Source organism: Zongyangia sp., from assembly GCF_965361945.1.
In genome coordinates, this window is record NZ_CBDTOK010000150.1 from 1 (window position 1) to 12,806 (window position 12,806).

13 protein-coding genes are annotated in these 12,806 nt (G+C 46.1%); 6 read left to right on the top strand and 7 right to left on the bottom strand.

Going from position 1 to position 12,806, the window contains the following annotated elements; translation table 11 throughout:
• Positions 1-197 precede the first annotated feature (197 nt).
• Positions 198-839, top strand: a complete 642-nt coding sequence (gene catA / locus ACZ25G_RS09475; RefSeq protein WP_463682284.1) for a type A chloramphenicol O-acetyltransferase — start codon at positions 198-200, stop codon at positions 837-839.
• 72 nt (positions 840-911) lie between these two features.
• Here the strand turns inward: catA and prfB are convergent, their stop codons facing one another.
• Positions 912-2,027 (bottom strand): peptide chain release factor 2, encoded by a 1,116-nt coding sequence (gene prfB / locus ACZ25G_RS09480; RefSeq protein ID WP_342680486.1) that lies wholly within the window; start codon positions 2,025-2,027, stop codon positions 912-914.
• A gap of 323 nt (positions 2,028-2,350) precedes the next feature.
• On the opposite strand from prfB, the gene ACZ25G_RS09485 reads away from it, so the two are divergent.
• The 5 genes from ACZ25G_RS09485 to rpsR all read left to right on the top strand — a co-directional run bounded on the left by ACZ25G_RS09485 (position 2,351) and on the right by rpsR (position 5,431).
• Complete coding sequence (locus ACZ25G_RS09485) at positions 2,351-3,307, top strand: RING finger protein (protein WP_463682285.1); 957 nt, start codon at positions 2,351-2,353, stop codon at positions 3,305-3,307.
• A 101-nt stretch (positions 3,308-3,408) separates the two neighbouring features.
• Positions 3,409-4,278 carry a UTP--glucose-1-phosphate uridylyltransferase GalU gene (gene galU, locus ACZ25G_RS09490; protein WP_191481770.1) on the top strand — a complete coding sequence of 290 codons (870 nt, stop codon included), beginning with the start codon at positions 3,409-3,411 and terminating at the stop codon, positions 4,276-4,278.
• Positions 4,279-4,395: 117 nt separating this feature from the next.
• Complete coding sequence (gene rpsF / locus ACZ25G_RS09495) at positions 4,396-4,689, top strand: 30S ribosomal protein S6 (RefSeq protein ID WP_191481769.1); 294 nt, start codon at positions 4,396-4,398, stop codon at positions 4,687-4,689.
• A gap of 14 nt (positions 4,690-4,703) precedes the next feature.
• Complete coding sequence (locus tag ACZ25G_RS09500; protein ID WP_463682286.1) at positions 4,704-5,150, top strand: single-stranded DNA-binding protein; 447 nt, start codon at positions 4,704-4,706, stop codon at positions 5,148-5,150.
• A gap of 38 nt (positions 5,151-5,188) precedes the next feature.
• Complete coding sequence (gene rpsR, locus ACZ25G_RS09505) at positions 5,189-5,431, top strand: 30S ribosomal protein S18 (protein ID WP_191481767.1); 243 nt, start codon at positions 5,189-5,191, stop codon at positions 5,429-5,431.
• A gap of 84 nt (positions 5,432-5,515) precedes the next feature.
• Here the strand turns inward: rpsR and ACZ25G_RS09510 are convergent, their stop codons facing one another.
• The 6 genes from ACZ25G_RS09510 to ACZ25G_RS09535 all read right to left on the bottom strand — a co-directional run bounded on the left by ACZ25G_RS09510 (position 5,516) and on the right by ACZ25G_RS09535 (position 12,797).
• Positions 5,516-6,154 (bottom strand): GntR family transcriptional regulator, encoded by a 639-nt coding sequence (locus tag ACZ25G_RS09510; RefSeq protein WP_463682287.1) that lies wholly within the window; start codon positions 6,152-6,154, stop codon positions 5,516-5,518.
• Between the two features lie 45 nt (positions 6,155-6,199).
• The gene (locus tag ACZ25G_RS09515) at positions 6,200-7,897 is read right to left on the bottom strand and encodes a PASTA domain-containing protein (RefSeq protein WP_463682288.1); all 1,698 of its coding nucleotides are present in this window, start codon (positions 7,895-7,897) and stop codon (positions 6,200-6,202) included.
• Positions 7,898-8,199: 302 nt separating this feature from the next.
• Complete coding sequence (locus ACZ25G_RS09520) at positions 8,200-8,949, bottom strand: YebC/PmpR family DNA-binding transcriptional regulator (protein WP_463682289.1); 750 nt, start codon at positions 8,947-8,949, stop codon at positions 8,200-8,202.
• 69 nt (positions 8,950-9,018) lie between these two features.
• A complete protein-coding gene (locus ACZ25G_RS09525) occupies positions 9,019-9,771 on the bottom strand; it encodes an alpha/beta fold hydrolase (RefSeq protein ID WP_463682290.1) in 753 nt (250 codons plus the stop codon).
• A gap of 128 nt (positions 9,772-9,899) precedes the next feature.
• A complete protein-coding gene (locus tag ACZ25G_RS09530) occupies positions 9,900-11,483 on the bottom strand; it encodes an ATP-binding cassette domain-containing protein (protein WP_191481812.1) in 1,584 nt (527 codons plus the stop codon).
• A gap of 21 nt (positions 11,484-11,504) precedes the next feature.
• On the bottom strand, positions 11,505-12,797 hold the full coding sequence (locus ACZ25G_RS09535; RefSeq protein WP_463682291.1) for a DEAD/DEAH box helicase: 1,293 nt from the start codon (positions 12,795-12,797) through the stop codon (positions 11,505-11,507).
• Between the last annotated feature and the right edge of the window lie 9 nt (positions 12,798-12,806).

Below are 12,806 nucleotides of genomic sequence, written 5' to 3' on the forward strand. Positions count from 1 at the left end.
TCAATACCAATCTGACACTTTCCGAGCTCCGAGATCGGTATACCGAACGAATCGTATCCCGGCTGATGGGAACCTATAGTGTGCTCAATTTCTATGGAAATGATATCCGTCAGTTAAAAAGGCAGTAATTTCTGTCGGGAAGCTTCTTTCTTCCCGTATTTCCCCAAAGAATCCGTAAAGCAGAAGGTCGAGAACAAATGAAATGGAACAAAATAGAAAAGTCCACCTGGTCGCGAAGTGAATATTACGATCATTATCATTCCCATGTTCCCTGTAGCTACAGTATGACGACAAATCTGGATATTTCCGCGCTGCGAGAGCGCAAGCTAAAACTCTACCCTACCATGCTATTTGTTCTTTCAAAAGTTGTAAATTGCCATGAAGAATTCCGCACGGCCATAAACAGCCATGGCGAGCTAGGTTTTTATGACGTAGTTTTCCCTTCTTATACTATTTTTCATCAGCAGACGGAGACATTTTCCAACATCTGGACAGAATATTGCGGCGATTATCAGGAGTTTTTAAAACGATATCAGGAAGACATTACATGTTATGGAGATAGAGAAGGATTTATCGCCAAGCCGAATATGCCGGAAAATGTCTTTACTGTCTCCATGATACCCTGGGTGACCTTTGAGAGCTTTCACCTGCACCTACCAAAAAGCAACGACTATCTCCTCCCCATCTTTACCATGGGGCGTTTCTTCAGCCAGCAACACCACACCTATCTTCCCCTGGCCCTACAAGTACACCATGCCGTATGCGACGGCTTTCATGCAGGTCGTTTTGTCAATGAAGTCCAGGAGCTCCTGCATTCACTCTATGACCTTTCCCTTTAGAATTCAGATTCAACATACCGTAGCCTTTTCATCAAAAAAAGCAGCCGTTTCCGGCTGCTTTTTGTCATTGGCTTAATCTATCTGTCCCAAACTTTTGGCCTTGAGATAAGCGTTAATAAAGCCATCAAGGTCACCATCCATCACCGCATTGATGTTGCCTGACTCATAATTGGTGCGGTGGTCTTTGACCAGGGTGTAGGGCATAAACACATAAGAACGGATCTGAGATCCCCAGCCAATCTGCATCTGTTCTCCTTTGATATCCTCAATCCGCTCCAAATGGGCCTGTTCCTTAATTTGAATCAGCTTGGAAATCAGCATTTTCATAGCCACTTCCCGGTTCTGATGCTGGCTGCGCTCATTTTGACAGGCTACCACAATACCCGTAGGCAGATGGGTAATACGGATCGCAGACTCTGTCTTGTTAACATGCTGCCCTCCGGCGCCAGAACTGCGGTAGGTATCCACCTTGATGTCCTCATCCCGAATCTCCACATTGGAGTCTTCTCCAATTTCGGGCATAACCTCCAGAGACGCAAAAGAAGTGTGTCTCCGGCCTGACGCGTCAAAGGGAGAAACCCGGACCAGACGATGCACTCCGTTTTCCGAGCGGAGATAACCGTAAGCATTGATGCCCTCAATCAAGATAGATGCGCTTTTAATTCCAGCTTCCTCGCCATCCAGATAGTCCAAGATCTTATATTTAAATCCATGACGTTCTGCCCATCGGGTATACATCCGGTAGAGCATCTGTGCCCAGTCCTGGGCTTCGGTACCACCCGCTCCCGCATGAAAGGTAAGAATCGCGTTTTTGTCATCATATTCTCCCGAAAGGAGGGTGGACAATTTTTGCTGTTCTACATCGGCGGAAAGTTTATCAAACGCTTCCTTTGCCTCCCCATAAAGGGAATCATCATTTTCTTCGGCGGCTATGTCAATAATCGTCATGATGTCGTCATAACCTGTGCAAAGGGCTTCATACCCCTCTACTGTGTTTTTAACCACCTTGGTTCTCTGCATTACCTTCTGGGAACCCTCAGCATCATTCCAGAAATAAGGATCCTGGGCCCGCTCTTCCAGCTCCTGAAGTTCCGCTTTCTTTGCGTCGTAATTGATGGCTTCCTTTAAATTGTCAATCTCAGGCCGCAACTCTGTCAGGGCCTGCTTTAATTCCTCAAATTCCAACAGCATGCCGTGTGATTCCTTTCTCTGCCCCGTTCTTCAGAATCTCTTGATTTTGTGGGAATACAGAATATTCTTATTATAGTGGATTTCCTATGAAAAGTAAAGAAAATCCCCTGGTAGTGGTCATTCGTCTTGGCTTTTTTCTTCATATCGTTTATAATAGGGGCAATGAAAAAACGTGCGGAACATGGTTGCACCTGATCATGGCATTGTTCCTTAAATTACCCAGAAAAATTTCTTTCTTTTCTAGAATTATTCACATGTTTTCTGTACAATAAGATTGTATCATGTTTTCCATGGTATTCTCATACAAAGGAGGACGTATCTTGGCAAATTTTGTGGGAATAGAATGTCCTGTTTGCAAAAAAAAGTTTGAACTGGCTGACGATATTGTTGTATGCCCTATCTGCGGAACACCCCATCATCGGGAATGCTACCAAAAACTGGGGCACTGCGCATTTGAAGAAAATCACGGGCAGGGATATCAGTGGGAGCGTCCCTATACTTCGGATCATGGCGCTGCTTCTGGGCCGGAATCTGATGCATCCCATGAAATGGTACGTTGTCCTATGTGCCAGACAGAAAATCCCAAGGAGGCCCTTTTCTGTGTTAAATGCGGATATAATCTCCATGCCCAGGAACAGCAGCAATATCCTGGCGCCAACCCTTATCAGAATATATATGCGTCGATGTCCCCTTTGGGTGGCGTCCATCCCGATGCGGACATCGACGGTGTAAGCGCAGCAGAGGTGGCGGCATATGTCCGGGAGAATTCCCACTATTACCTGCCCCGCTTTAAGGCTCTTGCTGACAAAACTCGTTCCTTCTGTTGGAGTTGGTCGGCTTGCTTTTTCCATTTCATCTATTTCTTCTATCGAAAAATGTATCTCCTGGGCGCCCTGTTTATGGCAGTATATGTGGCTTGCCTTGTCCCCTCTATCCTGGTCGTAAGAGAATATGTCCAGTACTTTATGACCGCAGCAACAACGAATTTAACTTCTATTCTTACCCTGGAATCTACTTCACTGAACATGTGGTATAATATCTCACGAATTGTTTTTTTCGGTATGAGTATTTTGCTTGGTATGTTCGGCACCAAAATTTACAAATATTTTGCGATACGCAAAATCAAAAAAATCAAAGAACACGAAAAGCGATTGGGACATACCGATGTCAAGGCAGCCTTGTCTTCCATGGGTGGTGTCAGCCGCACAACCATCGTGATTATTTTGGTCCTGTTCTTCTTTAGCTACATGGCCGCGTCCTATCAAATGTTGATGTAATGGGTTTTTCCCATTTATGAAAGGCACTTTTGTGTCTGAAATCGGTATGCCGTTGCCACAGAGAACGGCGGCCGCGATTATTTGCGGTTCAGGAGGTTTTTATGAAGGTAAGAAAGGCTGTCATTCCGGCGGCAGGTCTTGGCACACGGGTACTGCCCGCCACCAAATCCATCCCTAAGGAAATGCTTCCCATTGTGGACAAGCCGGCGATCCAGTATATTGTGGAGGAAGCCGTCAAATCCGGAATCGAGGAAATCCTGATCATCACAAGCCGTGGCAAATCTACAATGGAGGATCATTTTGATCGTTCTCCCGAGTTGGAGCAAAAACTGCTCAATGCCGGGCGCACCGAAGTCTGTCAGCAGATGATCGACATTGCCAACATGGCTGAAATCCGTTATCTGCGCCAGAAGGAAACCAAGGGATTGGGCCATGCCGTTTACTGTGCGAAATCCTTTGTAGGGGATGAGCCCTTTGCCGTGCTCTACGGGGACGACGTTATCATTGGTGAGGATCCCGCCTGTGGGCAGCTATGCCGGGCCTATGAGGAATACGGCATGGGTATCGTCGGTATCAAAGAGGTTGCTACCGAGCTTCTCCATAAATATTGCACCCTTGATACCTCCCCTCTTCACGACAATTATTACAAGGTAACAGATATGATTGAAAAGCCCAAACCCGATCAGATTATGTCCAATTTTGCCATTCTGGGCCGGTGTATCCTTCCTCCCTCTATCTTTGACATCCTGGAAAATACTAAGCCCGGTGCCGGCAACGAAATACAGCTGACCGATGCTATGCGGGTGCTAGCTAACCGGGAGAGCATGATTGGTGTTGCCTATACTGGCACACGATATGACATGGGCAGCAAGCTGGGCATTCTCCAGGCCACTGTGGAAGTAGGTCTGACTCACAAAGAGGTAGGAGACGACTTCCGGGAATATCTGAAAAACATTGCAAAAAATCTGTGACATTTCTTGACAAAGATTTGTTTCATGGTATAATTTTAATGTTACCGTCAATAAAACGGTACATCCTTGCTCTGTCTTTGGGACAGGGCCACAAGTCCAAAAGGAGGTGTTTTAGAGATGGCAAATGCCAAATACGAAACCGTCATGGTACTGAACACAAAATTGGGTGAAGAAGGCGTCAAAGCTTTGGTAGACAAGTTCTCCAACCTGATCGCGGAGCACGGTACAATCGACTCCGTAGAGGAGTGGGGCAAGCGCAGACTCGCTTATGAGATCAATGATGAAACTGAGGGATATTATTATCTGATCAATTTCACCGCAGACTCTCAGTTCCCCGCTGAGCTGGACCGTATCTACAAAATTACTGACGGCGTACTTCGTACACTGATTGTCAGCAAAGAGGACAAATAAGGGGTGCATCAACTATGCTGAATAAAGCGATCCTTGTTGGAAGAATCACCGCGGATCCTGAACTTCGCCACACTCCTAACAATATTGCTGTAACATCCTTCACTGTCGCTGTGAATCGTCCTTACAGCAGAAATGCGGAGCGTCAAACGGATTTCATCGATATCGTTGCCTGGAGGAGTACTGCAGAGTTTGTCTGCCGCTATTTCCACAAAGGTAATGCCATCGCCATTGACGGCAGAATTCAGGTTTCTAATTACACTGACAAAGATGGCAATAAGCGCCGTCGCTTTGAAGTTCTTGCCGACAATGTCAGCTTTGTAGAAGGCAAAAATGCATCTGGTGCCTCTCCAGCCGCTTCGGGTGAGCCTGTACAGTCTCAGGCTGGCGCTCCCGTTTCTTTTGAGAGCGGCAACATGGATGATTTCGAAGAGATTGATCTCGGCGATGATCTTCCGTTCTAATTTTGTGTAAATCCTATTCTTAAAGGAGGTTATGTACCGTGGAAAGAACTGACAGACCCAATCGTGGCAGAAAAGGCCGCAAAAAAGTTTGCGAATTCTGTGTCAACAAAGTTGAACAAATCGATTATAAAGATGTGCCGAAGCTGAGAAGATATCTGTCTGAGAGAGCGAAAATTGTTCCCCGCAGAGTCACCGGTACCTGTGCACGCCATCAGCGTCAGCTGACCGTTGCTATCAAACGTGCACGTCATCTTGCACTTCTCCCCTACATCAGCGACTAATAAAAAAGGCCTGTACTTACAGGCCTTTTTACTTTTCTGCGCAAACAAAAAAAGATGCCTGGCCTTTCTTGACCAGGCATCTTTTTATCCATCCTTTTCAGGCATAAACAATTTTTTTACCCGTTCATAACATTCTTTTTCCCCAATAAAATAGATAATGTCGTTCAGGTGAAAAACCGCATAAGGGCCCGGCGACAAGATAATATCTACCCCGCGCTTAATTGCAATAATGGTGGCACCCGTATTCTGCCAGAACATCAGGTCAGAGCTGGTCTTTCCTACATTTTGCATCCCCTGGGTAATATGAAATCGAAAAGGGGTAAAGGGATTGACCTCATCATATCGTTCTGTAAGGCTCAGCAATTGCTCGACATTATCCAGCAATTCCTCCTGCTGAGTTTTCTGGTTTTTCGACCACTGGTAAATGCTTCTCCGGATATCCCGGATCGTCTGTATCTTCTGGTATTGCTCGATAAATTCAATAGTATTTTCCATGGAAAGGATTTCAATGCCGCTTCCTTGTGTAACGCTGAGAACTCCAACATCCTGCAGAATACACACTGCTTTCCGGATAGTCTCCGGGGATACGCCATAATGACTCGCCAAGGTCGTTCTACCCGAAATACGCTGCCCTACTGTGTACTTCCCATCCGCAATGCTATTTGCAATATCCACGGCAATTCTCTGGTAGGCGGGCGCAACAATTTTTTTGATACTTCCCAAGCTTATAACACTCCAGACTTTTATTTGTTTCACACAATGAAAATCTTAGTCAACCTTCCACCATGGCTTTGTATACGGATTACTGGAGGCGGATTCACCTTCCGACCCAGAGGGGGACTCGTACCCTTCCGCTTTGATAAATATCATGACAGTGTCCGTGTCCTTACTAATCTCTTCCCCAACTTCTTTATCGGTGCGGGCTACTTTGCCATCTTCCAGCGTGTCGTCGTAGACCGGTACAATCTCATATTTAATTCCCAAATCTGTCAAGGTGCGCTCTGCAAGTTCCTGAGTATAACCGACAATATTGGGCATCTTGACCATTTCAGAACCTTTGCTCACTGTTACCGTAATAGTACCACGTTGACCCAGAACCGTCTCCCCTTCATCAGGATCCTGGGCAAAAATAACGCCCTCCGGAAAATCCTCACTATAGGCTTCCTTAATATCAAGGTTAAAATAATCCGTCACATTCTTATTTAACTTCACAGTCTCGATAAAGGAACCGACCAAATTGGGCACCGTCAATGGCTCATTTTCTCCCGAGGCAGATGTGCCGTCTGAACTCTGAGATGTGCTGGCGTCCGGCCCCGGATTTCTTCTAGCCTGGAAAATCTGCCAAAATACTGTACCGGCAACGGCAAGGAGAATGATACCTGTCACCAACGCTGTAATAAGCGTATATTTGTGATTACGCTTCTTAATTTGTTTTTTCTCAGAAATTTGCGTTTCCTTTGTTTCTGGTTTCACATAGGTTTTGGTATCATACACACAGGTATCGGATATTCCCACCTTGCCTGTTAATTTAGCCACAAACCCTTCCACAGTCTGAATTCGCCGATCGGTATCAGCTACCATTGCTTCCGCCAAAGCGTCGGATACATGGGAAGGTATGTCAAAATCCACGTCCATAGCGGAGGGAAGCCGTTGCATTTTTTCATAATCAGTGGAAGGTGGAGGGATAATCCCCGTAATAGACCGGTAGATTACCGCAGCAATGGCATAGATGTCCGTCCAGGTTCCTTGCCACCCATTGAGGGAATACTGCTCCGGAGCGCTATAGCCCTTATAAAGCTGGGCTCCCAGTTCGCTGCCCTCTGTTCTTGCCGATGCTGTACAGAAAGAACGGATCCAAAGGTTCCCTGATGGGTCAATCAGGATATTTTCTGGCGAGAATCCCCGATGGATGATGCCCAGTTCATGGACCGCCGAAAGGGTATTGAGCAAGATTATGATCTGCTGGCTGATTTGCTCCCACTTAATTTTTCCCCCGGCCCGTGTTACCAGCTCATCCAAAGTAATCGTCTTTATCTGCTGATAAACCGCATATGCCGTATTGTTTTGGCCGAATAAATCCAGCATGGGCACAATACATTCCATACCATTGAGCTTTTTGAGTCCCTTATTTAGATCGATAAAATCCATCATAAGAGCTTTATATTGCGCATCTTTACCTTGTGTAACTACTACAATTCCGTCGTCTAGATTTCTTTTACAGAGATTTGCAGGCAAATATTCCCGAATGATGACCGTTGTGTCTGTATCATTATCATGTCCTACATATGTAAAACCTTCTGGGTTGCTGTCTCTTACCTCCTGAATAATGTAACGATCCTTGAGTAGGAATCCACTCACCAAGGGGGAAAGTCGCTCATTAGAAGTATATCCGCATTCACTACAGTGCCCAGTCTCGTCTAAAATATTCTGGCAGTTAGGACAAAGGGTCAGTTGGTTGTTGTTCATTCCTCTATCACTCCTGATTACTTTCATCGCGGCAACTCCGGCTTTTGCCGGCTATAACAATTGCACTTCAATTTCTAGTGTATTTTATCTTTTATTTTTATTCATCCAATAAAAAAATTGGGTAATTGCACATCTATCTAGTTATATCATACCTTGTTTTTTCAATTCATGCAAGTTATGAAGCTGATAATCTACCGTTTTTTCACATCTCCGTCAAAGTTTGTTGATCTTTTAGTCCTTCGATTTACAGTATAGTTACAAAAAGCCGGAACGGCATAACCGTTCCGGCTTTTTCTCTGATTTTATTCTTCTGCCATCTCGTCTTCATTTTCCCAGTTGTGCCAAACATTCTGCACATCGTCGTTATCATCGAGATGTTCCAGCAATCGCTGCATCTTTGTCATTTGATCAGGATCACCAATCCTCGTATAGGTGGAGGGGATCATCTCAACTTCAGCAGAGAGGAAGGAGTAGCCTTTTTTCTCAAGTGCCTCTCTCACATTCCGCAATTCATTGGGATCGGCAAAAATTTCAACCGTATCCTCTTCAAAGCTAAAATCTACAGCGCCTGCATCAAAGCAGTCCTCCATGACCTTTTCTTCGTCCAGCTGGTTGTCTTCATTATCAATCACGATGACACCTTTTTGAGAAAACATAAAGGAGACACAGCCGGTCTGGCCCAGATTGCCGCCAAACTTGTCAAAGTAGTGGCGAAGATCTCCTGCCGTACGATTGCGGTTATCGGTCAAAGCCTCTACAATGACAGCCACGCCGCTGGGGCCATAACCCTCATAAGTAATATTAATATAATCATTCTTTTCGCCGCCGCCAGCAGCTTTTTTAATGATACGTTCAATGTTGTCGTTGGGAACATTATTAGATTTAGCCTTGGCAATCAAATCCCGCAATTTTCCATTGCTATCGGGGTCAGGTCCCGCCTCTTTGACCGCCACACTGATCTCTCTGCCGATCTTGGTGAAGATCTTGGCTCGCTGGCTGTCGGTTTTTTCTTTTTTCCTTTTGATATTACTCCACTTGGAATGTCCTGACATCCGCCTCTCGTCCTTTCAAAAAAGCATTACAAAATATTTTATCATATCCGGTGAGCCTTTTCAATGTTTTTATGATCTAACTGTCCGGAAAAAGCGGGATACAATCTCTAAATACTCTTCCGGAGACTTCATACTAAAGCCATGACGGGCTTTTTCAATCATTTTCAGCATGCTGTCTACTTTAGCGCTGGAGAGCAGCCGTGCCGATTCCTGCATGGAAGACTTTTCTTTGGTCCCACATAAAACGAGGGCCTTCGCCGTGTTGTTTTTATATTGAGGTGGCAGTGCAAAGGTCAGGCTGGACCGATAAACATTTTCCAAGCTTTCTACTAGCATTCCATTGACATTGTTGTAAAAGTCATCGGCATTTTCCTTTGCCACCTGATATTGCCCGGACTGGAGCTTTGCAAACCAACGCTGCTGCAGCAGAGGATAGCATGTGTGCATCATTTTAATGCTCCTAACAGCTCTTTTTTCACTGCTTGCAATGTTGACGCTTTCCAACACTACACATCGAGCCAAATCCGGACGAAGGGACAATGCCTGAACAGCGATCTGTCCGCCCAAGCAAAATCCACAGATTCCAAACACTTGCCCATGATATTTATCATCAATATAGGAAATTAGCTTATCCGCACTATCTTCAATAGAAATAAAAGGGTGTTCCGCATCCTCCCCGTGGCCGTCAATTGTAACTGCCACTACGGCAAAATCCTTTTGTAACACCTCAATATGGGGCTGCCATTCCCAGGTGGATAATCCACCGCCATGCAACAATACTACAACCGGTTTTTCTGGATTCTCGAACTCTTTGAAAAGCATGATATTCTCCCCATATATATATATCATTTATGTCGCTTTTATTAGCATAATATGAAGTTAGAAAAAAGTCAACACGAGGGAGGAAAAAGTAAAAAAACCGCAATAAATGCGGTTTTTCATCTCAAAACTCAGCCCCGATATTCCAGATATTCGTCATAAGTGGACATACGGTCAATAATACCGTCGGGGGTAAATTCAATAATTCGATTGGCGATTGTCTGGATCAACTGGTGATCGTGGGAGGCAAATAAGATCACTCCAGGGAAATCCATCATCCCATTGTTCAGCGCCGTAATGGATTCCAGATCCAGATGGTTGGTAGGCTGATCAAAAATCAACACATTAGCGCCGGACAGCATCATACGGGACAGCATGCAACGCACCTTTTCCCCGCCCGACAATACCTTTGCGGGCTTAAGCGGCTCATCCCCTGAAAAAAGCATCCTGCCCAAAAATCCACGGACATAGCTTTCATGTTCGTCAGAGGAATATTGACGCATCCAGTCAATGAGATTGAGGTCGCAGTCGTTAAAAAAGGCGGAATTATCCTTGGGGAAATAGGACTGGGACGTACTGATCCCCCACTTAAAGCTTCCTGCATCTGGTTGTATCTCTTCAGTTAGGATTTTAAACAAAGCGGTAGCCGCCTGTTCATCCCCGATAAACGCCACCTTATCAGTGCGGTTGAGCCGGAAGGAAACCCGGTTTAACACCTGGACGCCGTCAATGGTTTTTGAAAGGTCATTGACCTCCAGGATCTCTTTTCCCAGCTCCCGCTCCGGCTGAAAGGAAACCCAAGGGTACCGGCGGGAAGAAGCCGGCAACTCCTCTACCGTCAGCTTATCCAACAGTTTTTTGCGGGAAGTCGCCTGTCTTGATTTGGATTTGTTGGCGGAAAAGCGCTGGATAAAGCTCTGTAGTTCCTTAATTTTTTCTTCGTTTTTCTTATTTTGATCCCGCATCATCTGTTGAATCAGACGGCTGGATTCATACCAGAAATCATAGTTGCCCACATACATTTTGATTTTGTTGTAATCCACATCCACAATATGTGTACATACCGTATTGAGAAAATGCCGGTCATGGGACACTACAATGACTGTACCTACAAAGTCCAGCAAAAAATCCTCCAGCCAGTTAACGGATTTGACGTCTAAATGGTTGGTAGGCTCGTCCAACAGGATAATCTCTGGATGGCCAAACAGCGCCTGGGCTAATAACACCTTAACTTTTTGGCTGTCTTTCAGGCTCGACATCATAGCTGTATGCTCTTCGGAGGAAATTCCCAGCCCTTGGAGGATCTGAGCGGCTTCCGTTTCCGCTTCCCAGCCCCCCATTTCTGCGAATTCCCCTTCCAACTCAGAAGCCTTTTCCCCGTCCTCTTCTGTAAAATCCTCCTTCATGTAAAGGGCTTCTTTTTCTTTCATGATTTCATAGAGCCGGGGATTTCCCATGATGACGGTATCCATCACCGGAAAGCTGTCATACTGAAAGTGATCCTGTTTGAGCACTGACATACGGGTGTTTTCCGGGATTTCCACACTGCCGCTGTTGGGTTCAATCTCTCCTGAGAGGATCTTCAAAAAGGTGGACTTGCCTGCTCCGTTGGCGCCGATAACGCCATAGCAGTTACCTGGAGTAAATTTTAGGTTAACATGGTCAAAAAGCTTTTGTCCGCCGTATTGCAAGCCGACGTCGGTTACTGTGATCAATCGAACCATCCTTTGCTTGTATTATTTTGAAAAAATATCGCCCCAAGGATTGGGGCGGGTGGTGATGCCCGCAGCGAAATTCTTCGGAATTCGATTATTTCGCCGTTCTCTTTGTTTACTGCGATGGGGATGCTGTGATTTCTGCTCAGAGCTTCCCGGCTTCTTTGCTTCCTGTGGCAGAGCAGCCTTCTTTTGCTTGGTATGATTTCTATTTTCAGAAGGTCTCTTTTTATGTGATGAACTTTCTTTTCCCCGTGGCTCTTTCTTTTCTGCCTGCTGGTGCTGAGGCGCTCCCAAAATCTGCATAGGATAGGGATGCTCTTCTGCTACTGGCACCTGCTTACCAATGATCTTTTCAATGTCCGCAAGATAAGCCTTTTCCTCCCCATCACAAAAGGAGATAGCCGTTCCCCGCGTCCCTGCCCGGCCGGTCCGGCCGATCCTATGGACATAAGTCTCCGGAATATTGGGCAGGTCATAGTTAAAAACATGGGAAATCTCTTCTACGTCGATGCCGCGCGCGGCAATATCGGTGGCAACCAGCACTTGAATGCGGCCGTTTTTAAAGTTTTGCAGAGCCCGCTGTCTGGCATTCTGAGACTTATCGCCGTGGATGGCCTGGGCCTTGATATCCGCCCTCCCCAATTCTCTGGTAACCCGGTCGGCGCCATGTTTGGTCCGGGTAAATACCAGCGCGGAGGTCACTTCAGGTCTTTGCAATAGGTGAACCAGCAGCCGGCGTTTGTTCTTCTTATCCACAAAGTAAACTGACTGGTCAATCAGATCCACTGTAGAAGATTGAGGCGTCACTTCGACCTTCATCGGATCCCTGAGTAAAGAATCGACCAGTTCCATAATCTCTGGCGGCATAGTCGCCGAGAAGAACAGGGTCTGCTTCTTCTGGGGAAGTTTTGCCACAATCCGCTTGACATCGTTGACAAATCCCATATCCAACATGCGGTCAGCTTCATCCAGTACAAAAATCTCCACCCTATCTAACCGGATATACCCTTGGTTCATGAGGTCCCACAGACGTCCAGGCGTGGCTGCCAGAATATCTACGCCCCTGCGCAGCGCTTCCACCTGCGGCGCCTGAGATACTCCTCCAAATACTACAGCATGACGCAGGTTCATATGCCGGCCATAGGCGCCAAAACTCTCCTCAATCTGCAAAGCCAATTCCCTGGTCGGCGTCAGAATCAACGCTCGAATCGGCCGCTTTCCCCCATCCCTTTGGTAATGCTCCAATCTCTGCAAAATAGGTAGAGCGAACGCCGCCGTCTTCCCGGTCCCGGTCTGCGCGCAGCCTAGAATATCCCGCCC